This window comes from Nesterenkonia halotolerans (genome assembly GCF_014874065.1).
Lineage (GTDB): Bacteria > Actinomycetota > Actinomycetes > Actinomycetales > Micrococcaceae > Nesterenkonia > Nesterenkonia halotolerans.
Genome location: NZ_JADBEE010000001.1, coordinates 1,279,616 through 1,301,525, shown reverse-complemented (window position 1 = coordinate 1,301,525; position 21,910 = coordinate 1,279,616). Strand labels below are relative to the sequence as shown.

Sequence of the window (21,910 nt, the reverse complement as noted above, 5' to 3'; positions counted from 1 at the left end):
CGAGAGGAGAAGTCACAGCACCTCGTGAGGGAGTCCCGCCCCTCGGCAAGCTGCACCCGGTCGGCGATCGGCTAGCGTGCGCACGTATCCATATTTCATCCTCCGCCGAGGGCTTCGAATCCACCGACTGTAGCCACCGCGACGACTAGTGCCCACGCTACGGTCCCCGCACTGACCCAGAGGAATGACCGTGTCGCGGAGATGCCCATCGCCACAACAGCCACCGCGATGAACTGGGTACCAATGATCGGACCCATCACGGCGAGGGCTGGCATGCCGCCCCGGTCCATGACCCGTTGAACTCGACGTTGGCGCTTGGCGCGCTGAACTTCCTTCCGGGCCAGTGTCTCTTCATCGAGTTTCTTCGCGTCGCGGGACGCACGCCGCCGGGTAAGCCAGCCCCGGATCTGCTCGCCACACCACGCGGCGATGCCGATCGTCAGAAGATTCCCGGTCGTCGCGGCGATGACCACCGGTCCTGCGGGAAGACCAGCGAGGATGCCACCAGGGATCACCACCACAGCTTCTAGCCAGGGCAGCGCCCCGCCGAGGAACATAGTCAGCAGGCCCCACCAGTGCGCGGTACTCACGACAAGTCACCGTTGCCTTTCATTGGCAGTCTTGTCGTGGTGCGGGTACTGCTCCCTCGTCCGCGGACCCACTCACCGGGCCCTAATCGCCAAGGTAGCACGCCGATTCTCTGCCCCTTCGCGTCGTTCTCGGACGGGGTTTCTGGGTGAATCCTGAGCGGCGCGTATGGATTCCCACCGAATCGGCCCCGCAGCCGGTGAATCGCTGGTGATGGTCCGGCTGAGGTGGAAGTGTCGAGAGCAACGCCGTCGGGGGCGTTTGATGACCCCACGGTAGAACCGCGGAAAGGCCGCGCAGCATCTTTGTGATGCAGACGATGGAGGTCAGTACCCTATGGCTACCACCGAGACCAGCAAGCTTCGCACGATCGCCGGCGTGATCGGTGTCGGTTCCCTCGCACTCTTTGGTGCCACTGCCTGCGACGACTCGGGCACTGAGACCGAGGACCCGGTCGAGAACGGTGAAATGGAAGACCAGGGCGGGGACATGGCCGAAGAGTCCCCTCTGGATGAAGAAGGCGACATGTGACCTCACCGTTCTCTGACGATGCCGGCCCATTGATTCCAAGGGCCCTAGTGCGGCCCTGTGGAATCAAACCGCTTAACTCTGCAGAGGTAAGTAACTCTGAGGCAGAGAGTCTTATGGAGAGGAAAAGAGATGCCGACCACGGCTGACGGATCAATTATTGTACGGGCGCCCATCAGCGCGGTGTACGCCCTATGGACGCAGTTTGAAGAGTTCCCCCGGTTCATGGGTGGTGTGACCAGTGTGCGGTTCCTCACCGATACTCGGTTGGAGTGGGTCGCTGAACCAGAGGGGGGGCCGTCAGCAGTGGGAGGCTGAGGTTCAGGAGCTGGTGCCGGAGGAGAAGGTGTCCTGGGTTGGTGTGGATGGTGCGGTGAACTCCGGAACCGCGACCTTCACCGAGACCGAGGAGGGAGACACTCAGATCCATCTGGTCTGTGAGTATCCGCGTGGGGATCAGGACGAAGCGTCCGAGACAGGCCATGTGGAGGTGGTGCGGAACTCTGCGCAGAAGGATCTGCAGCAGTTCAAGGAACTCATCGAAGGCAGTGCCGACGAGACAGGGGAGCCCTATCAGGGCGGCGACGCTGCGGCCGGTGAGCCCACTGGCTGAAACGGTGGGAAATCGCACATTACGACCAGGGTGGTAGGTCTGCTGATGGTCTCTTGCGACCTATTTTTGGAGAGCTTGTTCTACGTAGAGGAGTTTCAGCGTGAACTATAACGACGATCCAGCACGCCCGCCGAGTGGTACGTTTCAGGGCCACGGCGCCGGCGAGCCTTGGGTGATCGAGGGCGAACAGCAACTCCAGGGCTCGTTTTCTGGTGCCGCCCATGTCCTCGGCGGCGCTACCCTAACGATCGCAGAGCATGGGCAGCTCTACGGGCCCTTGACGTTTTTCTCCGGGAGCATCGGGTACTTGGTAGGGGAACATCTCGGTCCACTGCACCTGGAAGAGGGTGCGCACGTCGAGATTGAGGGTCTGCAAAATGGCCCGGCAGAGGTGGATGCTGGGGCGGTGCTGAAGATCGCGCCCCTTGGCAGGCTTGCCGGGACTGCCAGGGTCGCGGGTGTTATTGAGAGTCGTGGGGTCCGTGCTGGGAACACAGTGCTTGCTGGGGGAGAGGTTCACGATATTGACGGTGGTGGGATCGAACCACCGATGATCAACCGTTCAGTCTCCCCTCCAGAGGCTTGAGCCCTGTGCTGCGCAGGGGTCTGGAGTTCGATGTTGACCCGACGGCTTCGCGCCGCTATTCGTAGAGGCGTTCTAGCTGCAAGGGGTTTCAGTGCGCGGTGATTATCCCAGGGCTGCCGGCCGCCGGGATCCTTCTTCAACGAGTTAGTCGAGGAGAGCGTCATGAAGAGCGTCGAAAGCATAGAGGCAGAAGCGACGGATATCGTTGCAGAGATTGGCGAAATCATCAGCGAACGACGGTTGACCGTCGCGGTGGCCGAGTCGCTGACCGGAGGCAAGCTTGCCAACCAGTTTGCGGCAACTGAGGGCTCGGGGGAGTGGTTCGCCGGGGGAGTGGTGGCCTATCAATCCGAAGCCAAGCGTCGTGTGCTGGGCGTACCTCCGGGGCCGGTGATATCCCAGGAAGCTGTCACCAGCATGGTCCAGGGCGTGACCGCCTTGTTTGGAGCCGACTCGGGTATCGCGGCGAGCGGTGCCGGAGGACCCGGCGGACAGGAGGGACAGGCGCCAGGGACGACGTGGATCGCCGCCAGGGTGTCCGACACTGTGGAGACAGAACTCCATTTTTTCTCGGGTGAGCCGCTGGAGATCCTGGCACAGACTCAGCTGCATTGCTTACAGCTGTTGCGATCGGTGTTGATGCGCCAGCGGCCCGCGGCCTGGGAGGCAGAGTTTCCCGGTTGACGCTCCGGCGTCCCGAACTGCCCTACGTTTAGAGCGCCAGCAGTTCGTCGACAACTTCGACGAGATCTCGACCGGTGACATCAGCCGGGAGGAAGACCTCGCCAGGTCTACCTTCTAGGCGTGAACACCACCCAGCCATGGCGCCGGCTTTCTTCGCACCATGGCAGTCCCAGGCATGGACCGCGATCAGCGCCATGTGCTCGAGGCTGCACCCTAGGGTCTCGGCCGAATAGCGATACACCTCTGGAGCGGGCTTCCATACCCCCACCGCGTCAGAGGTCACAACATGAGCCACGTGGGGATCCAGACCTGCCTTCCTGAGGAATGAGCGCGTGTTCTCCGGGTCTCCCACAGTCAGACATCCGATGGTGACCCCCGCCTCGGAGAGTCTGCGTAGGGCAGGGGCAGCGTCCGGGAACGCGGGCATTGCACTGAAGCCGTCCAGGACGTAATCGATATCGTCGTCAGACATAGTCTGCTGGGTTTCGGTGCGCAGTGCCTGGCGTGCAGTTCGGGTGAAATCCGCATTGTCGCCTGCAAGGGACAGTGCCATCGCGTCGCGTTGGAAGCGCATGAAAAACGAACCCAGCGCGGAAGACGGCTGGCCGACCTCCTCCAGCCTGGTCCCGATCTGGTCTAAGTCCAGCAACGTCTCTAAGACGTCGAACACCACCGCTTCAACACGTCTCACCACACGCATCTCCTTCCACCTCGGCCCGTTACTACACTCCTACTCGGAAGTCCTTTACCTCAGGCGAATTCTTCCGAGAGGAAACGTCATGGTCTCCGGGGAACGCCCGGGTGCGCAAGACCCCCGAGTCCGCGGCAAGGACCAGCGGCGGCAGGACTAGGACTCGAAATTTGTAGATGCCGGGCCGTGCCCCACCGTGGCGATGATCTGTTCGGCGAATGTGCGCAGCTTGATGTTGCGGTGGTTCGACGCGCTCTTCAAGATCGTGATCGCCTCCTCCTGGCTGCACCTGTTCTGACCCATGATGATCCCCGCCGCGAGGTCAATCGCAGTACGTGACTCCATGGAGATCCGTCGGTCTTCAGCAGATTCTGCGTGCCCAGCGGTGCGCAGCGCGATCCCGACCACAGCGGAGGCGACCTCGGCATACCGCTGTGCGGATTCACCGTCCTCGTCATTAAAGGCCCCAGGTTCTACGGAATAGAAGTTGATGGCAGCACTGGCCGTCTCATCGAGGCCCAGCGGTACCGCCAGGACGCTGCGCAGCCCATGGTCGCGGACCTCGCACATGTAGCGGGGCCACCGGGTCTCATAGCGCACGTCGGGCACCCTGATCAGGGTGTTCGTGCGCTGGGCCTCTAAGCAGGGCCCTTCATCGAAGCCAGCTTGGACCTCGTCAAGCTGCTCAGCCTCGGAGGAGCTACTGGCCACCACGATGTTCCTTCGGTTGCGCTTGAGCACGATGCCGCAGAGCACTCGGCGGTTGACCGAGAGACGGTCGACGGCGAGCTTGGTGATCGAATCCAACACCTCGGCGAGGTCACAGTCTTCCAGTAGGACCTGGTGAAGTTCGGCGGAAAGATCGCGCACCTCATAGGGGTCAGCCAAGGGAAAATCCGTCCTTTCGTGGGGCGCCAAGCCGGTGACAGTGTGTTCCCGACACTACGGGAGAGCCCCGAGAACTGACTACATCTGACCACCGCGCACCACGGATGACACGGGTAAAAAAAGTAACGAGGAGCAGGGGGATCGGGGCCCTTTACAAGACGCGGGTCCACCCAGTAGCTTGAAAATTGTTGCTCAGGCCACGGGCACTTGAATCTCTTTTCAAGGACTGTGTCATGCAGCATTCTTCTCGCGTCATCATCGACGCCGCTGGCCTCGCTGGCCCCATACGCCTCCAGGTGCTGGGATGCCTGACGCTGAACACGGTTCCGTCGGTCACCGAGATACTGGACCGCGGTGCCGCCTTTCTCTCTTGCCCCGACCTGGTCATCGATCTCCAGGGTCTGGACCATCTCGATCCGGTCGGCATGGCCGCACTCGAGCTCTACATCGACCAGCTCCGCTCCAAAAAGGGCCTGCCGAAGATCACCACATCCCTGCCCGCCCTGCCCTGTGACTGCCAGGCGGTGAGCTCATGAACTGCGTGGCTGAACTTATGTCCCCGGTGGAGCACACCATCGTCTCCACGCAACCGCTCGGTGACGCCGCGAACCTGCTTCGAGACTCAGATGCGGCCGTCCTGGTACGTGACCCCTCGGGACACACCAAAGGACTGCTGGCAGCACGGGACCTCGCCGCCCACGCAGCCCAGAACCCCGAAGGATGGCACCAGATTCTGTGCGCGGCAGCCTGCCCCGCAGGGACCGGATTTCTCCGAGCGCAGCAGCCGGTCGAAGGCGTGCTGTGGCTATACCGCACCGAGAAGGTTCAGCCGTTGCCGGTCCTCAACGGCTGGAAGCCGGTGGGGATTCTCTACCCCGAGCCAGTGTTCCTCTGGTGTGCGGAGCAACCAGATCTGGACTTCCCCGCACCGCCCCAGCCACGCCAGTGACGGTGTCTTCGCAACACATCAACCAGCCATCTGTACCCCGTCCGGGAGCAGGGCCCCAGCACGATGTGAAACCAAGTGTTTCTCCCACCGCGGCCGGTGACCCAGCGTCCACCCGGTCGACAGTGAACCCGAATGACCCGAACGACCCGATCCAAGCTGGATCCACTTTTGGAGGTAAAGATGCCTACACGAATCGGTGACCTTCTCCGACCCATGGGATGTTCCGTGTGTGAGACCCAATCCGTCGGGGCCGCACAGCAGGCTTTGGCTCGAAACCAGAGCGAACTAGTCATCATCCGAGATTTACATGACCGGCCGATCGGGGTGCTGACCAGCGAAAACATCGACGCCTTCACCGCAGCCCACCCACAGGACTGGTGGCATCGACGTTGCGCACAGGCGGTGGTCCAGATGCCCGAGACGCTGGGCCCGGAGGACTCCCCCGGAGCCTGTGCTCAGTACTACCGGGAACACGGGGTACGACCGGTGGTGATCTTTGATCAGGACGACCCATTGGGACTGCTGCACCCGACGGAGGTTTTCCAATGGTGCGCCCAGCACGATGATTCCGTGGTCGAAGAACTCGCTGCCCGGGCCCGCGCGGTGCCCCACCGGCAGCAGAGCCCGGTACCTGCTGCCGCGGGGGGCCGTCCCTGATGCCTTACTAACTCCCAGAAAGAACCAACAACCGACAAAGAAGGAGTGGGGAGATGACCAAAGCACGCGAAATCATGACCGGCGGAGCCGAGTGCATCGGAGAACATCAGAGCCTGGAAGAGGCCGCCCGCATGATGCGAGATCTCGGTGTCGGGGCGCTTCCGATCTGCGGCGAGAACGACCGACTCCAAGGCATGGTTACCGACCGCGACATCGTCCGCGAATGTGTCGCAGCCGGCACCGACCCCAACCAGGTCAAAGCGCGCGAGCTCGGTGGCGGCAAACCGGTCACGATTGGCGCCGATGACACGATCGAAGGCGCGATCGCCACGATGACCGAGCATCAGGTGCGCCGACTTCCGGTCATTGACGGTCACGACCTGGTGGGCATGTTGACTCAGGCCGATATCGCCCGGTCCATGCCCGAGGACCGCGCCGGGGAACTCGTAGAACTCATCTCCTACGAGTAAGCGTCGAGTTCACAAAGAGAACCGCCGGAGCTTTCGTCGGCGAACACGCCGCCGGTGAAGTCCGCGACGAGAAGGGAGAACGATGACGACTCCAATTGCCTCTGCAGAGAAGAAAGAAACCGTGCGGTCCCCGGCCCAGTGGGTCACGCTGAGCTACGCGGCGGTGTTCCTTCTGGTCGGAGCGGCCGGGTTCATTCCTGGCATCACCACCGGCTACGACACGTTGCAGTTCGCCGGACATCACTCCGAAGCGATGCTGTTCGGGATCTTTCAGGTCTCAGCTCTGCACAATATCGTGCACGTGCTCTATGGACTCGTCGGTGTAGCGCTGGCCCGCTCAGCGACTTCAGCACGGCATTTCCTCCTCTGGGGAGGTGTGGTTTACCTCGGGCTGTGGCTCTACGGGCTGATCATCGACACCGATTCGGTGGCCAACTTTGTGCCGCTCAACACCGCTGATGACTGGCTGCACTTGGGCCTGGGAGTCACGATGATTGCGTTGTCCTTCCTTCGACGCGAATCACGTCACGCCCGGAGCATCCGATGAACAACGCACGCACCCGTCGTCGGCGCCCTCCGGAGTAGCACGGGGCGTCGAACGAGTCTGAAGCCACCACCGAGGAGGACAGCATGGCTGTATGCGATACGTGTGGAAATGAGTACGACGCCGCGATGACCATCACTCAGGACCAGACGACTTATACGTTCGACAGTTTTGAATGCGCGATCCACAAGATGGCTCCGAGCTGTGCCCACTGTGGATGCCGCATCATCGGGCACGGAACACGCCGCAACGGGCAGATCTTCTGTTGCGAGCACTGCGCCCAATAGCCCCCCCCCCAACACGCGACGCATCACCCGGGCAGGCAGATCGTGCCCGCTAGTGGGAGTTGCTTCGTCTTGAGGCCTGGCACGACAGGTGTGCAGGCCGCATAAGCCAAGTCTCAGACCGCGGTGACGATTCTGGGACTGGGTGTCATAACGGGCAGCAAGATGTGCTGTGACCGGTGTGGCACGAAGAACGGAGGCGCTGCGCCTCACCTCAGGTCTCAACTGAGACTGAGAACAAAGAGTAAGGAGATTGTCATGGCTGATCAGAACAACCCAGGACAGTTCGGCAACCGCAACGACACCGAAGACCAGGCCAGCAAGGGCGGCCAGCAGAGCACGGGCAGCTTCGGTGAAAAGAACGCTGCCGACCCCAGCCAGGTGGGTCAGCAGGGCGGTCAGCAGAGCTCCGGCAGTTTCGGGGACTCCAACTCGGCGGACCCGAGCCAGGCTGGTCAGAAGGGCGCCGAGGCCCAGTCCACTGAGGACAAGGCCAAAGGCGGCCGGAACAGCTGACCCCATGCCCGTTCATCGGATCCAGCGGCATTATCCGCGGATCGAGCTGGTTCGGCGGGAAGGGTGACTCCCTTCCCGCCGGAGAGCCGCTGAAGGCAAGAGCTTCCGACTCTTCGCGCGGCCCTGGACAGGAGCCCCCCCGGACAGTGGTGGGAATGACCGTGGCGAACAATCCGTGGCGAACCGCTCCGAAGCTCTCCCGCGCGCTGGCCGCAGCCTCTGCCACCGGTGCCTTCGGCATCTTTTATGGCTCCGTCTGGGAAATGTCTCACGCCCTGAGCCTCAGTCGACTGCTGATGATCGCAGGGACCGCCATCGTCAGCATGGTGGTCTGGTTGATCGTGATGAACGGGCTGTGGGATAAGCCCCGTCATCAACGCCTCCGACGAGTCGTCGCCCTCTACAACGGCTCCACCGTTCTGACCCTGTTGATCTGTGTCGCAATGCTCTACCTGGTGCTGGTGGCGTTGATCCTGTCCGGAGCGATGGTCGTGATCGAACCAGGATTCCTGGGTGAAACCCTCGACGCCGAGGTCTCCTTCACCAACTACCTCGACATTGCGTGGCTCAGCGCCGCCATGGGGGTCATCGCCGGTGCGATCGGGTCCACGTTTGACTCCAGCACCAACGTGCGCCAGCTCACCCACGGACAGCGCGAACGCCAACGTCGCCACGATGAAGAACTGGACCACACCCCCAGCGCCGAACTCAGCGAGCGTGTCGACGGCCACCAAGTGCCTAGAACGATACTGCGCCCCCCAGAGAGAAACGCGCCGGACAAGCCTTCGGGGAGATCCTCCAAAGGAGGTGATCGCACCTGAGAACCGCACCTCAAAACACGGGGCAACCACACCTGGTGTGACAGTGCCCGCCCCGTATCAGACGCAGCAACGAATCCTCGAGCTGAGCCTCGTTCCACGATCACCGCTACCTACTTCGCCAACTAGGAGGCCACATGTTTTACCACAAGCAAGCCCTTCAATACCGAGCCACACCTGAGAAGCCTGACGCGGTCTACGCGCGCAAGCTCCAGGAGGTCATCGGTGGCCAGTACGGTGAGATCACCGTGGCCATGCAGTACAGCTTCCAGGCCTGGAACTCACATATCCCCGGCAAATACCGAGACCTGCTGTTCTCCACGGCGGCTGAGGAGTTCGGCCACGTGGAGATGCTCGCGACCATGGTCGCCCAGCTTCTGGAGAAAGCACCCCACGGCATCACCGACGAAGCGGTCCAGGATGATCCGACCGTGGCGGCCGTCGTCGGGGGCATGGATGTCCAGGACGCCATCGTGGCTGGGGCCGGAGCCCGTCCGGTGGACAGCAACGGCAACCCGTGGAACGCGGGGTACGTGACCGCCAGCGGGAACCTGTTGGCGGACTTTACCTCGAACATCAATGCAGAGATGCAGGGACGGACCCAGGTGGCGCGGCTGTATCACCAGACCGATGACCCTGGCGTGCGTGATCTGCTCTCCTTCCTGCTGGCCCGGGACACCCACCATCAGAATCAGTGGCTGGCCGCCGCGCGGGAGCTGCAGGAATCCGGTGTCGAGGAGATGCCGGTGCCGAGCAACTTCCCGATCAAGCAGGAGCACCGGGAGTTCTCCTACCAGGCGATCAACTTCTCCGACGGCAAGTCCATGGCCGAGGGATCCTGGGCCTCAGGTCCCAGCCCTGACGGGCTGGGCGAGTTCACCTACATCGAGACCCCGATGGAAGGTGTGCCGATGCCCCCTCCGACCCATCCTGATGCGAGGTTTTATGGCACCACTGAGGTGCCGAACACCGTGGAGAAGACCGCCGGGGCAGTGCAGGACAAGCTCAACAAAGAGTGATCAACGGCGCCGTCTCGTAGAGAGTGCCCCGAGTTCCCGGAGACTGTTCGTATCTCCGTGAGCCCGGGGCACGGGGCGGCCGGTCTGCCCCGCGTTGTCCCCCTCCGCTCCCGGGTGCCCTCTCCGTGCGGTAGCTATCTAGAAAACAACCAGCAGAAGGTGCGCCGTGAACGACACATCGATCTCCTCCGTCCATAACCCGTTGCCCAGCGCTGGGCCGCTGGAGACGGTGCAGGTGCTGCGCGACGTCATCGGCCCAATGGTCGCCAAAGGTCCCATCATCAGACGGCCCACGATGGTGGCGGCCTCCGAGCGGCTCGATCTGGATGGCAGGGCGGTGTCGCGGATGCAGACGTTGTCGGATAAATACGGGCGTGGACCGCTCATGCTGAACATCCCCGGCCGGCCCGTGGCACTGATCCTGGACCCGGGGGATGTCCACCGGGTCCTGGAGGGATCTCCTGAGCCTTTCGCCGCAGAAGAGACGTTGAAACGACACGCGCTGAAGCACTTCGAGCCCAAGACGGCACTGATCTCCGACGGCACAGAACGAGCCCAACGACGCCGACTCAACGAAAAGACCCTCGACCACGACCACCCCGTCCACCACATGGCAGCATCGTTCATGCCGGTCGTCGAGCAAGAGACGGAGCTCTTGCTCGAGCAGGTGCAGGCAGCCGGTGGCGCGCTCGAATACAAGAGCTTCTACGACGCCTGGTTCAGGATCGTGCGGCGAGTGGTGCTCGGCGACTCTGCGCGGACCGACACCCCGCTCACGGACCTCATGGAAAGCCTTCGACGCGACGGCAACTGGGCCTTCTTCAAACCTGTGGCCACGCGTGGCCGATCGGCGTTGCTTGACGAGATTCAAAACGCGCTGGACCGGGCGGAGCCGGGCAGCCTTGCGGCCTTCATGACACAACAGCCACAAGGTTCCGAGGCGCAGCCAGCCCAGCAGATCCCGCAATGGCTCTTCGCCTTCGATCCCGCGGGGATGGCGACGTTCCGAGCCCTGGCACTGCTCGCCGCCCACCCTGACAGTCTTCGTGCCGCCACGCGCGAGTCCCGTAAGGTCGGGCAGACGGAAGAGGGTGAGAAGCCCACTCCGGCGACGCCGTTGCTTCGTTCCACGGTGTTGGAATCACTGCGACTCTGGCCCACCACGCCCATGATCCTGCGCGAGACCACTACAGACGTGCGATTCACCCATGGTGTGATGCCAGCAGGGACCTCCGTGCTGGTGTTCACACCCTTCTTCCATCGCGACGACCGGCACCTGGACTTCGCCCACCGATTCGCCCCGGAACTGTGGGAACGGCCGCGCACACGCCAAGACTGGCCGCTGGTGCCCTTCAGCGCGGGGCCCGGCCTATGCCCCGGGCGCCACCTGGTGCTCCTGCTCGCCTCCAAGATAATGGCAGAGCTGCTGAGCCAGGCGACGCTGCACCTGGACTCCCACTCATTGGATCCAGAGAAGCTCCCCGGACTGCTGAACAACTTCAGCCTGCGGTTCCGACTGAGCTGATTCGAGCCTCGTCCAGTCACTTACCCACACAGATGAAGGGAACCCCCCCCCCATGACGAAAGTACGAGACATCATGACCCCGGGAGCCTCCGCGCTCACAGAAACCACCACGGTAGCGGAGGCGGCGATGCGGATGAAGATATCCGGAGTGGGGTCCCTGCCCCTGTGTGATGAGACGGGACGTCTTCTTGGTATGGTCACCGCTCGGGAGGTTCTTCGCATCGTCCGTGCGCTGGACTCCCACGCCCAGAATTTCAAGGCTCGCGACCTCATCCGCGACGGTGTCGCTACAGTTCAGCTCGAGGATTCGATCGAGAGCGCCCTCGCAACGATGGCACTCCAAGAACACACGCGCCTACCCGTGCTCTCGGGCAAAGTCCTGGTGGGAGTCCTCAGCAGGGACGACATCGGCAGAGCGGGCCCCGCGATCCAGGTCGAAGAACTTCTCGGCATCATCGCGCAAACATGATGCTGCATCGGCTTCTCGCCTCCCGCCCGACGTCTTTCGGCGAACGTGGAACAACTAGCTGGCGGCTCCCTTGCTGCCCGCCGGTTCGAGCAGCTCGCCCAGGCCGCCGCGACAGGGATGCTGGCGCACCCCTGCGTTGGAGCCGTGTTAGCCGAGATGCAGCTTCGGGTCGAGTGCACCGTCGCCCTGGGCGGACCCCTTTGTGGTGCGGTCCTCGCCAGTCGGAGCGTGAGGCCCACCATGGAACCCATACTCGGCAGGCGGTTCGCTTCCCAGAGGCTGCTCCTGATCTGCGCCGGTGAGTGCTGAGCTGCCCTCTCTGCGTGATCAGGTTTGCTATGTTCGGGCGGCGTGCTGGCGGTGGAGCCAGGCGCTCAGCGGCGCGCTGGAGAGTCCGTGGATCAGCACTGATGTGGTGATGGCCAGGGTGGCGTACGCGAAGATGTCTGGGTTGCCGGTGTGTCGTTCGGCAAGGGTGGCGTAGAACAGGGCAGAGACCCCGACGGGCGCGAACCAGCTCAGGAAGAAGGTCTCGGAGCGGTCGTGGAGGTTGCTGAACAGCGGACGCAGCGCCCAGACGGTGATGAGTCGGCGTCCCAGAATGGCGGCGATGATCACTGCAGGTGCAGCCCACCCGAGCTGACCCCATTCGGCGATCGGCAGCGCGATGCCGAGGAGCATGAAGACTGGCAGCAGGAAGAATCGGTTGACTGCGTCGTCGACCTTGTCCTCTTGGGACTCGTCGCGTTGAGGGATGACCTGCCCGAAGACGGCTGCGGCGATGAACACGGCCAGGACAGCGTCGGTGCCCAGGAGTTTTCCCGCCCCGAGCACGAAGAGTCCGAAGGGGACCACGAAGCCGAGGTAAGAGCTTTCCTCCATGAGGTGCTTGTTCTTCGCCAGCACGAAAAGCTTGCCCAGCAGGTACCCGATCACTGCGCCGAAGACGGCGGCGCCCAGGACCTCCCAGAGCACGACTTTGAGCAGCAGGTCCTGCCACGCCGTGGCGGGGCTGATCATCAGCAGCACTGGCAGCATCACGAACAGGTATCCCAGGCCGTCGTTGATCCCGCTCTCTGCTGAGAGGTTGTACCGGACTCGTTTCGGGATCTTCTCTTCCGCCATGGATCCGGTCACGACCGGAGTCGTGACCACTGGGTCGGTGGGGGTGATAATCGCGGCGATCAGCAGCGCCATCACAAACGGTGCGCCCAGCCCTACGGCGAGGACCCCGGTGGCCACGGCGAGCATCGCGAGCATGCCCAGGCCGATGATCACGCTGATCCATCGGATGTTGCGTTTCCAGTACCCGTGGGGCAGACGCAGAGCGACGCCGGTCAGACCCACCGCAAGAGTGGCACGAGCGGCCTGCTCCAGCAGGGTCCCGGAGGGGACTCCGAAATCCTCTATCCGGATCACGTCCACTGCGTAGGGGCCGATGAGCGCGCCGAACGCCAGAGCCAGCAACGGACCAGGCAAGCTAAGGCGTTGAAAAAGGGTGGAGAACAACGACAGAACCACGATGGCCCCGGCAAACAGAGCCACGATCAGATTCAAGTCCAACTCACTACCTTTCTGCCCACTGGCGAGGGCTGAACTTATGAGCCAAAGCCACTGGGAGACGAAAGTCCACAGCGGCAGGGCTGGAGGCACGTGTTCTACCCCTGACAAAACCACGTGGAGACTTAAGTCTCCACGTGGAGATGGGGTCTGAGTGTGGTCCAGGCGCGCTTGATCCATCCGAGTGCGCCCCTTGGGAAGGGGCACACTTGGACGGAGGGGCTCTCTACCGTCTCGGTCCTGAAGAGCTGAAGTGGATACGTCCCCCGCGCTCCAGCGAAGCAGTCATGACATCCACGTGCCGTTTGGTCTCTTCAGGGTCGGTCCGCGGTTGGAAGATGAACTTCACGTGAGCGGTGGAGCTGACCCACAACGACATGGACTCGTTCTCTCGAGAATTGGGCGCGTTGTCCACTAACCCGTCTATGACGATCCCGTTGTGCTTGCTCAAGCCCAGTTGCATGGTCACCGATAGCGCTTCGACCATGGGATCGGTGGCTTCCAAATTGATGGTCTGCCCGTGCTGATGAATTTCTACCCTGCTCATGGTGTCTCCTTCCACAGCCTCGTCTTCTGACTCAGGAGGTTGAGGTGTGCCCGATCGCGCGCGAGGCCGGTTGGATGTTTCGCGCGGTCACCGTGGGGTCAGCACGGTCTTGAGCCAGCCCTCGTCTCGCCGATCAAAGTTCAGGTATGCCTCCACGATGTCGTCCAGCGGCTCCTGCTGAGTGATGAACGGCGTCGTGTCGAACACGCCGCTGGCCACCAGGTCCAACAGCGGAGGCGTTACCGACCGGTGGTCACAGTTGCCGCCGCGCAGCGTGAGGTTCTTATTCGTGGCCTGCCCGATCGGGAACGAGGTCAGATCGGGCGAGAACACCCCGATGATGCCGATCCGGCCATACTTCGCCACCGACTCCACCGCCCACTGCGCAGAGAGTGACGGCGCATCCCCAGGGACCCAGTTCTCGCTCTGGACATTCGTCACAGGGGCGGTCTGGGCCACCTCGGCGTCGAACTTCTCTGCCTGAGCGGAGTACTTCTCCGCGGCAGGGCCGCTGCTGGGCCGTTGGGCGTCCACGCCTACCGCTTCGATCACCGCGTCGACCCCGACACCCATGGTGGCGTCCATGAGCGCCTCCACGGGGTCCTCTCGGTTGAAGTCGATGACCTCGGCCTTCTGCTCCGCGGCCTTGACCAGGCGAGTCTCGACGCCGTCGATGGCCCAGACTCGTCCCGCGCCCTGGCGGTAGGCCGAGGCGATCGCGAGCTGACCCACTATTCCCGCCCCGTAGACGGCCACGGTGTCCCCGCGGGTGATTCCTGCCAGCTGGGCGCCGAACCAGGCTGTGGGGAAGATGTCCGAGAGCAGGATTGCTTCGTCGTCGGAGACCTTGTCCGGCAGCGGGATCAGCGTGTTGCTGGCCCAAGGGATGCGGGCATACTCGGCTTGCAGGCCATCGACGGAACCGGTGGGCGCGGGACCGCCGAAGAAGCAGGTGCCGGCCTGGGGCCCGTTGGGGTTGGCGACATCACACTGAGCGGTCTGACCCATCCGGCAGTAGCGGCACACCCCGCAGGACATGGTGGAGCAGACGATGACGCGGTCGCCGGGGGTCAGCCCGCGCACGGCGGCCCCGACCTCTTCGACGACTCCGACGGCCTCGTGGCCCAGGATGGTGCCCTCGCGCATGCCCGCCATGGTTCCGCGGATGAAGTGCAGATCAGTCCCACAGATGGCGCTGCGCGTGATGCGCACGATCGCGTCGTTCGGGTCTTGGATCGAGGGATCGGCCACGTTGTCGAGGCGAATGTCGCCTTCGCCGTGCCATACAAGTGCCTTCATGGGTGAGCTCCTTCTCAGGTGTGCAGTGAGGTTCCCGCGTAGAGAGCAGGATGTGAGGTAACACTGTGTGAGGAGCCCGTGGCTTGAGCTGATTCCAAGCTACCCGCTGGCCTGGTCGGGGTAAAGGAATGTTTTGGGTCCCGTTAAGCGTCCAAAACCAGCGGTCATCCCGTTCGAGGAAGGCCTTAACCCAACACACGTGAGGAGCAACTCGACTTCTTCACCTCCAGCGCGCCGTGGGTATCCGCGTGCCCGCTCAGTGATCTAGGACTAAGCGTTGGCTTCGTCGCCCCGGAGAGCTGGTCTCATCCTGAAACCTCGGGGTTCTCGGAGGTTCCTTGCCGGGCTTGGCGCGCGGAGGCCACATCGTCGACGACGATCACAATATGTCGCATGCTCGAGATCAATGACCCATAGATGGGCCACGTCTCTCCTGGGAGCGCGTTGTCCTGAGACATCTGCTTTGAGAGCGAGGTGAGGTCATCATGCAGCGGGGCGACTTCTGCATCGGGATTCGCGATTCTGCGGCCGGCGTCACCGACGATCTTCGCCCATCGGTTGCGGAAGTCCTGATCCCAGTCGCCCTCTGTATAGGTGGCCTCGCGCAGGGTGCGGGCGAGGTGGCGCAGATGTGAGACGCCTTCGTCGACGCGTTCGAGGATCTCTTCGTAGCTGGCTTCCTGGGCGTTCCAGTTGCTGGTCTCGAGGGACTGGCGTCCCTGCCGCGCGCGTGGGTTGGCTCGTCGGGATTCTCGAGCGAATCTCACCACGGTCCAGGCAGAGTTGAGCTCCTGGGTCATCGACTCGGTCTCCTGGAACCAGGGCTCTGCCTTGTCGGTGTCCCAGTTGTCAGAGAATTCTTCCGAGATGCTGCCCAGAACGGCTCCCATGCGTTCGTTGATGCTGTCGACGTACCGGCCGGCTTGTTGGTCGCGCAACGGCGGGAAGATGAGCAGGTTCACTGCCACTCCTGCTGCGACTCCTATGACCACTTCAAGGATGCGGTCATCTAACAGGGGTGCTTGCTCATCGAACCCGCTGCCGAACACGAAGATCGCGGTGGTCGCGATCGCGACCCCTTCGTCGCGGATCCACGAGATTCGAGCTGCGGTGATCCCGACCAGCAGAGCCAAGGCGAACGTCCACAGGTTCACCTCGAGGAAGTATCCGATCAAGAAAGAAACACCCACCCCGATCCCTGAGGCGATGGTGGTCTGAATCCCGTGAGATAACGAGCGGTGCACGGTGGCGTGCACGGTCAGCAGCGCCGTCCACGGGGCTAAGAAGGCCAGCTCGGAGTCCAGTACGGCCGTGGAGACCCACCAGGCCCCGGTGCCTGCGATTACGGTTTTGATGATCTGCAGGACATCGGTGGTGAGCTCCGGACGCCGCAGCGTCCTGCGCAGCGTGCCCCAGCGACTCTGCGCATGATGGTTAGCCCCGGTGCTGCTGCCGGGGCGGTGGTGCTGGTGAGTCAATCCTGACCTTCCTTGAGTGTTTTTCACGTGGTCTGTGGCGGCTCTACGGTGCGTGGTGTTCGGCGGGCCGGTCGTCTTGAGGTGCGTCTCGTGTGCGGTAGATGCGCAGCAGGAACCCGGTGAGGGTCAGGCCGGCTCCTACCCCCAAATGCAGCCACCCGCCGAAGGTCAGCCCCTCAGGTGCTACGGCCACTGGGGCTGCGAAGATGAAACGCATCAGCGCCCAGATCAGAAGCAGCACTCCGGCGACGAGCACGTAACGCCGGGCCGCTTCCGCCTGACGGGTCAGACTCAGGGCCACCCCCACCAGGCCCATCACGACGTGGACCACGTTGCCCCAGCCGGACTCCGGAAACACCCCGACCAGGACCACCAGGGAGCTCTCCTCACCCCAGGTGAGGGTCTCATCGGTGTCAGCCACCCCAGGGACGAATCCCGCGACCCCCAGTCCCAGTAGCCCCACGGCGACGACCAGTGCCGTCACCCGGGCGACTGATTCACGTTTCCGGCGTCCCCGCCGGGACAGCCTCACACGGTGGGAGCTACCGGGCCGCTTCTGCGCGGTTGACGCGTCTTCTTCGTTGCGCCCCGGGCGGGAAGCCGACTCGGAGTTCACTGGGCCCGAGACGACGGAGCATCCTCGGCGGGGAGTTTGACGTGGTCGACGAGCTCTTCAACATTCACCGCCGGACGTTCGTGGCCGATCTGGGCGCTGGTGAGCATGCCGCAGACCCGAGATCCGTCCAGGACCGGGAGGTACCGGGTCTGATGGATGGCCATCTGGGCCATGGCCTTCTCCACCGCGTCGTGAAGGTTGATGCTGGGTGCTTCCGGGTCCATCAGGTGCTGGGCTCTCAGGGAGTGTGAAAGTTCTCCGAGTGAACGGAAGGCCCGAGAGATGTTGTGACGGGCCACCACCCCGAGCAGCGTGCCGTCTGCCTCACACAACGGCAACGCGTCCAGACGGGCCTGGTCCATGGTGCGGGTGGCGTCTTCTAGGGTGCAGTGTCCACTGAGGTGTGGCACGTCGGGGGTCATGAGGTGAGCGACAGTGGCCATGAGCGGGTTTCTCCTTCGCGACGTTCATGTTCTAGACCACCGGGCTGAGTCCAGTGGTCGAAGAGTTACGGGGGCGGCTGGTCCTGATCCAGCGGCAAGAGTGGGATAACAAGGGTGAGACGAGATATGCCCGGGCGAGAAGACCCCGGCCCGGCTGTGGGATGGAACCCGCCTGCGACTCGCACTGACGGTCTGCATAGCGCGTGAGATGGGCAGTCCCGGCTGAAGACGCGACTCACGGGTCCGCGAGATCAAAATCGGCGGGCTCACGGTTCAGCGGTCTGACGATTCAGCGGTGTCGTGTCGATCGGTGGTCTCTGCTCGGTGGTGGTCGAGGCCAAGACGTATTCCGGGTAGAGGATCCCGGTGAGGTGGTCTCCGTTGAAAACCAGCAAGGGGCGGGGGCCACCGTCGCGGTAGCAGGCGAAGACCCCGTCGATAGAGTCATCGGGGCTCAGCCGGTGGGTGAGGGGCTCCATGAGGTGGGCACACCGGGTTCGGCTCCACCGGCCAGGGTGCTGTGCCGCCTCGCGGGAAACTGCGGCTTTCGTGATCAGGCCGACCGGCTGATGACGCAGATCTACCACCACAACGGCCGGTGTCTGATGATCGAAGAAACTGACCGCCTCGCTCAGAGACTGGGTCACCCAGACGCTTCGCGGTAGGGAGGCCATGAGTTCATACACGCGGGTCACACGGTGCCCCAGTGGAATCTCGACGCCGGAGCCGTGGTGGACCGTGGACGCCAGTGCGCGCCAGAAGCGCGGAAAAGAGAAAAGTGCTGCAAAAGGCCACCCTTGAACGTTGAGTCAAGAGCCCATTGCTTGAGCTACGACGCCAGCCTACCTGGGGGATTCAACCCCGGAGAAATCCCCTCAGACCCTGCTCGATGAGCAACGGCTTCACAGGCCTGGACACTGGGTCGGTCCGAAGTCGGTGTCGAGACGAGCACGCTTTCCGGGTAGAGGAGACCCACGATGTGGTGGTCGTCGAAGACCGGCAACGGCCGGGGACCGCGGCGCCGGTCATGGAACCACACTTCCTCGAGGGGGTCCTCTGGCCGCAGAGTCAGCGTCCAGGGGTCCACCAGATCGAGGCACCTAAGCCTGCCCCACCGGGCCGGGTTCCTTGCAGCCTCGCGGGAAATGGCCGCCTTCGTGAGGAGACCGATCGGGCGGGCCCGTGAATCGACGACAACCGCCACCGGGGCGCGAGCATCCAGGATGCTCACCGCCTCGGTCAGGGATTGGGTCATCCAGACGCACTGCGGAGGGGGAGACATCGAATCCGCGACCACGCTCACAGGAGACTCCCGCGGCACTGAAGGTCGAGACAAAGGCCCACTCGGGGGGCTAGGCCGCCGGTGAGGCGAGGAAAGAGACCATGCTGCATGGCGCGCACCCTTGAACGTTGAGTCAAGAGCCCGCTGCTTGAGCTATGGGGACACTCTACCTGAGCGTCTTTTCGACCAGGGGTCGCGGGGAAACGATCCCCGCATTTCTGGGCAGTTGGAGGGGGAGGTTCAGCTGTCCTTATCGCCGACAGCTCGGATGAGGCCGTGGAGGAACCGTGCCGCGCCGGCACGGTCCTGGTCTGACAGTGCCTCGGTCTCCGCGATCATTCGCGCATGCATACCGCTCAGCGTGGCCTTGACCTCCCGGTCGGTCTCACCGAGGATCTCCAACGCGACGGACCGACGGTCCTCCGGGTGGGGGATCCTTCGGATGTACCCGTCCTTGGAGAGCCGGTCGATCAACACGCTGGTCGAGGCGGGCGTTAGCTCCAACGCCTCGGCGAGATCGCGTTGACGCGGTGTTCGTCCGGCCGAGCGTTCTCTGACCAAGAACCGCAGGGCGACCAGGTCGGTCTCTCCCATCCGCATCGATTCCCGGGTCCTGGCGCGCATCTGCTTCTCGGCGTCGCGATACTGACGCAGCAGATTCAGCAGGTCGATCGAGGAAAAGGACTCGTCATTACGGGCATACCAATACCCGCCAGCGAATCCTGGCTCACCCTGCGCGGCGGTCGGCTCCACCCCGGAACCGAGGCTCGCGGCATCACGCTTCGTCGTCGCCGGTGTTACCACTCGTGTCGGCGTCGTGACGCTTGATTCTCTCTGGTCCATGGAATAGCCCCCTTGTCCCAAGAAATTGTACCCGATTGCGTTACACCGTCTAACCGTTATATGTTCTAACTGTTGGGTGATGAGGGTGGCATTTCCCAACAGTTAGAGGGTCGCTCCTCATCAGAGCGACCTGCGGCACGGGTATCGCAGGAGAAAATATGGACGAGACGACGACAGATCAGCCAAAGACGACCATCACGAACGCATCGGGAGAAGAGCTTCACGACATCGAGGTCGTGAGCCACGGGAATCCCGCCCCATCATCGAGTGAAACGCTCACAGACCGGGCGCATGGCGAGTCGGAGTTGATGCCTCAGCGGTATGACCAGATGGCCAAGGCCGCCTCAGCCGGGCTGATGGCGCATAAGGACGTAGAAACCGCCATCGTGGAGATCTCCGGGGAATCGCAGGAGCTGGTCTTCCACCTCACCTGCACCCTGGTCGCTGATATCGACCCCTCAGCGGTGATGGAACTCATCACTCACGGGGTCATCCCGAATGTGGAACGGATGCTCGGAGAATCTTTCGCTTCCCGAGATCTGCAGTTCGGCTTCGCCCCTTCAACGTCAGCGGTGCGCTGACTCCCACACCCCTGCAGCCGCATCGCACGTGGTGTGCTGCCGCTCTGATCTGTTCTGAACGATTTCGAAGGACTTCCCCCATGGATATGGCACTGCTTCACACGCTCAACGGCTTCGGATTGGCCGCTCTGATGATCGTGACGATTTTTCTGAGCACCAAAGCTTTCACCACCCTGACCCCCACCACGGCAGCCCAGCAGGCCGAGGGAACACCGGAGTTTTCAGCTGTTCCCGCAGGAGCACACGCCCCATAAATCTCTGCGGTGCGACGGGCGTCACTGCGATCCCACCAGGTACGAGCTCCTGGCGGCGCGAGGGCTGCGCCACTGGCCGAGGTCCCGCGCAGCCGCTGTGTGCGACTACTGAGAATCAATTGACCGAGAGAAAGCCTGCGATGCACACGATTGACGAGCTCATGGACTCCACCCCGATGCGTCTGCGCATGGACTCCCCACTGACAGAGGCGGCCCACGAACTGGCTCGGACATCCACAGAGGCGTTGCCGCTGTGTGACCCCCACGGGTACTTCCTCGGAGTCCTCACCCACGCTGGGCTGAAGCATGCGCTCGGTTCCATGGGAGACCTCGCTTACTCGCTGAGGGCTCAGCATCTGATGACCACCACGACCCCGGTGGTCTCGACGGACCACACGGTCGACGAGGCCTTGAGCCTGATGGCCACCCACCAGATCGAATACCTGCCAGTGGTGGAGGAAGGCGTGCTGCAGGGGATGCTGACCAGCCGCGCGATCGCCGCGGCTGATGCTCCCACCACGATCGCCGAGCTCCCCGAGACGGGAACCGACCCGTCTCTCACCCTGGACCGCCCGTCTCTATCGAGCCGATCGGTCAGCCGAGTGGATCTCGAGGCGGCATGACCCAGACACCGCGCCCGTGCTGAAGAGACCAGCCGACGGTTCACCTGCCCGACGAGAGCACCAGGCAACGGGTTCGACTCGTCGTGGGACTCGGAAGCGTGAAAAGTTCGCCCGACTCACCGCGATGGTCGTCGCTGCGGGGTTGTTGGCTCTGGGGATCGTCGGACTCGTGTGGGGCCTCGGCGGTGCCCCTGAAGGGTCGGGGATCAACGCGGCAGGGGCTTTGGGGTCCCGTTCAGGGGTCTTGCCTACCGGGATGTGGGCTCACTTGGCGCACATGGTCCTGGGGGCAGCGGGGCTGGTGCTGGTCCTCTTCCGTGGCGGGGAAGCAGCACGGAGATACGTGCTCTTCTCCGGGGTGGTGCTGTTGGTGTGGGCCTTGATGCGGTTCATCTTCGAAGACCCGGTGACAGCAGCGCTGCGTGGATGGACGTACCCGGGCTGGTGGCACCTCGGGGGCGCGTTCATTGTGACTGCTATCGGGTTCGGGTTGCGCAGCAGGCGGCCCCGAAAGTCGCCTAAGTCGTTGGAGGAGATCTCCGGGGAATGAAATCG

At 63.1% G+C, this 21,910-nt stretch carries 31 protein-coding genes and 1 riboswitch; of the genes, 19 read left to right on the top strand and 12 right to left on the bottom strand.

The window, feature by feature from the left end:
• Positions 1-95: 95 nt before the first annotated feature.
• On the bottom strand, positions 96-590 hold the full coding sequence (locus tag H4W26_RS05965; protein WP_192591187.1) for a small multi-drug export protein: 495 nt from the start codon (positions 588-590) through the stop codon (positions 96-98).
• Between the two features lie 21 nt (positions 591-611).
• A riboswitch (guanidine-III (ykkC-III) riboswitch) is annotated at positions 612-676 on the bottom strand.
• A gap of 248 nt (positions 677-924) precedes the next feature.
• Between H4W26_RS05965 and H4W26_RS05960 the strand changes: the two genes are divergently transcribed.
• The 5 genes from H4W26_RS05960 to H4W26_RS05940 all read left to right on the top strand — a co-directional run bounded on the left by H4W26_RS05960 (position 925) and on the right by H4W26_RS05940 (position 2,999).
• Positions 925-1,119 (top strand): hypothetical protein, encoded by a 195-nt coding sequence (locus H4W26_RS05960; protein ID WP_192591186.1) that lies wholly within the window; start codon positions 925-927, stop codon positions 1,117-1,119.
• Positions 1,120-1,248: 129 nt separating this feature from the next.
• Positions 1,249-1,434 (top strand): SRPBCC family protein, encoded by a 186-nt coding sequence (locus H4W26_RS14125; RefSeq protein WP_192591185.1) that lies wholly within the window; start codon positions 1,249-1,251, stop codon positions 1,432-1,434.
• A 28-nt stretch (positions 1,435-1,462) separates the two neighbouring features.
• Positions 1,463-1,729, top strand: a complete 267-nt coding sequence (locus tag H4W26_RS05950) for an SRPBCC family protein (protein WP_192591184.1) — start codon at positions 1,463-1,465, stop codon at positions 1,727-1,729.
• Positions 1,730-1,829: 100 nt separating this feature from the next.
• Positions 1,830-2,315 (top strand): hypothetical protein, encoded by a 486-nt coding sequence (locus H4W26_RS05945; RefSeq protein WP_192591183.1) that lies wholly within the window; start codon positions 1,830-1,832, stop codon positions 2,313-2,315.
• A 162-nt stretch (positions 2,316-2,477) separates the two neighbouring features.
• A complete protein-coding gene (locus H4W26_RS05940) occupies positions 2,478-2,999 on the top strand; it encodes a CinA family protein (RefSeq protein WP_192591182.1) in 522 nt (173 codons plus the stop codon).
• Positions 3,000-3,027: 28 nt separating this feature from the next.
• Here H4W26_RS05940 and H4W26_RS05935 read toward each other — a convergent pair whose 3' ends face one another.
• Positions 3,028-3,693 (bottom strand): haloacid dehalogenase type II, encoded by a 666-nt coding sequence (locus tag H4W26_RS05935; protein ID WP_318779784.1) that lies wholly within the window; start codon positions 3,691-3,693, stop codon positions 3,028-3,030.
• Positions 3,694-3,846: 153 nt separating this feature from the next.
• Positions 3,847-4,578, bottom strand: coding sequence for a GAF and ANTAR domain-containing protein (locus tag H4W26_RS05930; protein WP_192591180.1), 732 nt, complete (start codon positions 4,576-4,578; stop codon positions 3,847-3,849).
• A gap of 233 nt (positions 4,579-4,811) precedes the next feature.
• Between H4W26_RS05930 and H4W26_RS05925 the strand changes: the two genes are divergently transcribed.
• The 10 genes from H4W26_RS05925 (at position 4,812) to H4W26_RS05880 (ending at position 11,829) form a co-directional block, all read left to right on the top strand.
• Positions 4,812-5,114 carry an STAS domain-containing protein gene (locus tag H4W26_RS05925; RefSeq protein WP_192591179.1) on the top strand — a complete coding sequence of 101 codons (303 nt, stop codon included), beginning with the start codon at positions 4,812-4,814 and terminating at the stop codon, positions 5,112-5,114.
• A 5-nt stretch (positions 5,115-5,119) separates the two neighbouring features.
• Positions 5,120-5,527 carry a CBS domain-containing protein gene (locus tag H4W26_RS05920; RefSeq protein ID WP_192591178.1) on the top strand — a complete coding sequence of 136 codons (408 nt, stop codon included), beginning with the start codon at positions 5,120-5,122 and terminating at the stop codon, positions 5,525-5,527.
• 225 nt (positions 5,528-5,752) lie between these two features.
• The gene (locus tag H4W26_RS05915; RefSeq protein ID WP_192591177.1) at positions 5,753-6,184 is read left to right on the top strand and encodes a CBS domain-containing protein; all 432 of its coding nucleotides are present in this window, start codon (positions 5,753-5,755) and stop codon (positions 6,182-6,184) included.
• Between the two features lie 53 nt (positions 6,185-6,237).
• Positions 6,238-6,654 (top strand): CBS domain-containing protein, encoded by a 417-nt coding sequence (locus tag H4W26_RS05910; protein ID WP_192591176.1) that lies wholly within the window; start codon positions 6,238-6,240, stop codon positions 6,652-6,654.
• An 82-nt stretch (positions 6,655-6,736) separates the two neighbouring features.
• On the top strand, positions 6,737-7,201 hold the full coding sequence (locus tag H4W26_RS05905) for a DUF4383 domain-containing protein (RefSeq protein ID WP_192591175.1): 465 nt from the start codon (positions 6,737-6,739) through the stop codon (positions 7,199-7,201).
• Between the two features lie 539 nt (positions 7,202-7,740).
• On the top strand, positions 7,741-7,998 hold the full coding sequence (locus H4W26_RS05900) for a stress protein (RefSeq protein ID WP_192591174.1): 258 nt from the start codon (positions 7,741-7,743) through the stop codon (positions 7,996-7,998).
• 161 nt (positions 7,999-8,159) lie between these two features.
• Positions 8,160-8,819: a hypothetical protein gene (locus H4W26_RS05895; RefSeq protein WP_192591173.1), complete on the top strand. Its 660-nt coding sequence runs from the start codon at positions 8,160-8,162 to the stop codon at positions 8,817-8,819.
• Between the two features lie 134 nt (positions 8,820-8,953).
• On the top strand, positions 8,954-9,835 hold the full coding sequence (locus tag H4W26_RS05890; RefSeq protein WP_192591172.1) for a manganese catalase family protein: 882 nt from the start codon (positions 8,954-8,956) through the stop codon (positions 9,833-9,835).
• A gap of 166 nt (positions 9,836-10,001) precedes the next feature.
• Entirely contained in the window at positions 10,002-11,360 is a 1,359-nt protein-coding gene (locus H4W26_RS05885) for a cytochrome P450 (RefSeq protein WP_318779783.1), read from the top strand.
• A gap of 73 nt (positions 11,361-11,433) precedes the next feature.
• A complete protein-coding gene (locus H4W26_RS05880; protein ID WP_192591171.1) occupies positions 11,434-11,829 on the top strand; it encodes a CBS domain-containing protein in 396 nt (131 codons plus the stop codon).
• 336 nt (positions 11,830-12,165) lie between these two features.
• Here the strand turns inward: H4W26_RS05880 and H4W26_RS05875 are convergent, their stop codons facing one another.
• The 9 genes from H4W26_RS05875 to H4W26_RS05835 form a co-directional block, all read right to left on the bottom strand.
• Complete coding sequence (locus H4W26_RS05875) at positions 12,166-13,350, bottom strand: cation:proton antiporter (RefSeq protein ID WP_318779845.1); 1,185 nt, start codon at positions 13,348-13,350, stop codon at positions 12,166-12,168.
• A gap of 265 nt (positions 13,351-13,615) precedes the next feature.
• The gene (locus tag H4W26_RS05870; RefSeq protein WP_192591169.1) at positions 13,616-13,936 is read right to left on the bottom strand and encodes a hypothetical protein; all 321 of its coding nucleotides are present in this window, start codon (positions 13,934-13,936) and stop codon (positions 13,616-13,618) included.
• 87 nt (positions 13,937-14,023) lie between these two features.
• Positions 14,024-15,235: an alcohol dehydrogenase catalytic domain-containing protein gene (locus H4W26_RS05865; RefSeq protein WP_192591168.1), complete on the bottom strand. Its 1,212-nt coding sequence runs from the start codon at positions 15,233-15,235 to the stop codon at positions 14,024-14,026.
• Between the two features lie 305 nt (positions 15,236-15,540).
• Entirely contained in the window at positions 15,541-16,713 is a 1,173-nt protein-coding gene (locus tag H4W26_RS05860; RefSeq protein ID WP_225939609.1) for an FUSC family protein, read from the bottom strand.
• A gap of 43 nt (positions 16,714-16,756) precedes the next feature.
• Entirely contained in the window at positions 16,757-17,197 is a 441-nt protein-coding gene (locus tag H4W26_RS05855; RefSeq protein ID WP_192591167.1) for a DUF4383 domain-containing protein, read from the bottom strand.
• 128 nt (positions 17,198-17,325) lie between these two features.
• Positions 17,326-17,772 (bottom strand): CBS domain-containing protein, encoded by a 447-nt coding sequence (locus tag H4W26_RS05850; protein ID WP_192591166.1) that lies wholly within the window; start codon positions 17,770-17,772, stop codon positions 17,326-17,328.
• A 266-nt stretch (positions 17,773-18,038) separates the two neighbouring features.
• A complete protein-coding gene (locus H4W26_RS05845) occupies positions 18,039-18,251 on the bottom strand; it encodes a hypothetical protein (RefSeq protein ID WP_192591165.1) in 213 nt (70 codons plus the stop codon).
• A gap of 350 nt (positions 18,252-18,601) precedes the next feature.
• Positions 18,602-19,054 carry a CBS domain-containing protein gene (locus H4W26_RS14120; RefSeq protein ID WP_225939871.1) on the bottom strand — a complete coding sequence of 151 codons (453 nt, stop codon included), beginning with the start codon at positions 19,052-19,054 and terminating at the stop codon, positions 18,602-18,604.
• A gap of 240 nt (positions 19,055-19,294) precedes the next feature.
• Positions 19,295-19,897, bottom strand: a complete 603-nt coding sequence (locus H4W26_RS05835; RefSeq protein WP_192591163.1) for a MarR family winged helix-turn-helix transcriptional regulator — start codon at positions 19,895-19,897, stop codon at positions 19,295-19,297.
• Positions 19,898-20,055: 158 nt separating this feature from the next.
• Between H4W26_RS05835 and H4W26_RS05830 the strand changes: the two genes are divergently transcribed.
• The 4 genes from H4W26_RS05830 to H4W26_RS14005 all read left to right on the top strand — a co-directional run bounded on the left by H4W26_RS05830 (position 20,056) and on the right by H4W26_RS14005 (position 21,905).
• A complete protein-coding gene (locus H4W26_RS05830) occupies positions 20,056-20,478 on the top strand; it encodes a hypothetical protein (protein WP_192591162.1) in 423 nt (140 codons plus the stop codon).
• 80 nt (positions 20,479-20,558) lie between these two features.
• Entirely contained in the window at positions 20,559-20,732 is a 174-nt protein-coding gene (locus H4W26_RS05825; protein ID WP_192591161.1) for a hypothetical protein, read from the top strand.
• Positions 20,733-20,872: 140 nt separating this feature from the next.
• A complete protein-coding gene (locus H4W26_RS05820; protein ID WP_192591160.1) occupies positions 20,873-21,355 on the top strand; it encodes a CBS domain-containing protein in 483 nt (160 codons plus the stop codon).
• A complete protein-coding gene (locus tag H4W26_RS14005) occupies positions 21,240-21,905 on the top strand; it encodes a DUF4383 domain-containing protein (protein WP_225939608.1) in 666 nt (221 codons plus the stop codon). Before H4W26_RS05820 ends, H4W26_RS14005 begins: the two co-directional genes overlap by 116 nt.
• Positions 21,906-21,910 lie beyond the last annotated feature (5 nt).

Coding starts and splice junctions, on each gene's coding strand:
- H4W26_RS05960 (WP_192591186.1), top strand. CDS start 925: ATGGCTACCACCGAGACCAGCAAGCTTCGCACGATCGCCGGCGTGATC.
- H4W26_RS14125 (WP_192591185.1), top strand. CDS start 1,249: ATGCCGACCACGGCTGACGGATCAATTATTGTACGGGCGCCCATCAGC.
- H4W26_RS05940 (WP_192591182.1), top strand. CDS start 2,478: ATGAAGAGCGTCGAAAGCATAGAGGCAGAAGCGACGGATATCGTTGCA.
- H4W26_RS05925 (WP_192591179.1), top strand. CDS start 4,812: ATGCAGCATTCTTCTCGCGTCATCATCGACGCCGCTGGCCTCGCTGGC.
- H4W26_RS05910 (WP_192591176.1), top strand. CDS start 6,238: ATGACCAAAGCACGCGAAATCATGACCGGCGGAGCCGAGTGCATCGGA.
- H4W26_RS05905 (WP_192591175.1), top strand. CDS start 6,737: ATGACGACTCCAATTGCCTCTGCAGAGAAGAAAGAAACCGTGCGGTCC.
- H4W26_RS05900 (WP_192591174.1), top strand. CDS start 7,741: ATGGCTGATCAGAACAACCCAGGACAGTTCGGCAACCGCAACGACACC.
- H4W26_RS05890 (WP_192591172.1), top strand. CDS start 8,954: ATGTTTTACCACAAGCAAGCCCTTCAATACCGAGCCACACCTGAGAAG.
- H4W26_RS05880 (WP_192591171.1), top strand. CDS start 11,434: ATGACCCCGGGAGCCTCCGCGCTCACAGAAACCACCACGGTAGCGGAG.
- H4W26_RS05870 (WP_192591169.1), bottom strand. CDS start 13,936: ATGAGCAGGGTAGAAATTCATCAGCACGGGCAGACCATCAATTTGGAA.
- H4W26_RS05865 (WP_192591168.1), bottom strand. CDS start 15,235: ATGAAGGCACTTGTATGGCACGGCGAAGGCGACATTCGCCTCGACAAC.
- H4W26_RS05850 (WP_192591166.1), bottom strand. CDS start 17,772: ATGGCCACTGTCGCTCACCTCATGACCCCCGACGTGCCACACCTCAGT.
- H4W26_RS05845 (WP_192591165.1), bottom strand. CDS start 18,251: ATGGAGCCCCTCACCCACCGGCTGAGCCCCGATGACTCTATCGACGGG.
- H4W26_RS14120 (WP_225939871.1), bottom strand. CDS start 19,054: ATGTCTCCCCCTCCGCAGTGCGTCTGGATGACCCAATCCCTGACCGAG.
- H4W26_RS05835 (WP_192591163.1), bottom strand. CDS start 19,897: ATGGACCAGAGAGAATCAAGCGTCACGACGCCGACACGAGTGGTAACA.
- H4W26_RS05830 (WP_192591162.1), top strand. CDS start 20,056: ATGGACGAGACGACGACAGATCAGCCAAAGACGACCATCACGAACGCA.
- H4W26_RS05825 (WP_192591161.1), top strand. CDS start 20,559: ATGGATATGGCACTGCTTCACACGCTCAACGGCTTCGGATTGGCCGCT.
- H4W26_RS05820 (WP_192591160.1), top strand. CDS start 20,873: ATGCACACGATTGACGAGCTCATGGACTCCACCCCGATGCGTCTGCGC.
- H4W26_RS14005 (WP_225939608.1), top strand. CDS start 21,240: ATGCTCCCACCACGATCGCCGAGCTCCCCGAGACGGGAACCGACCCGT.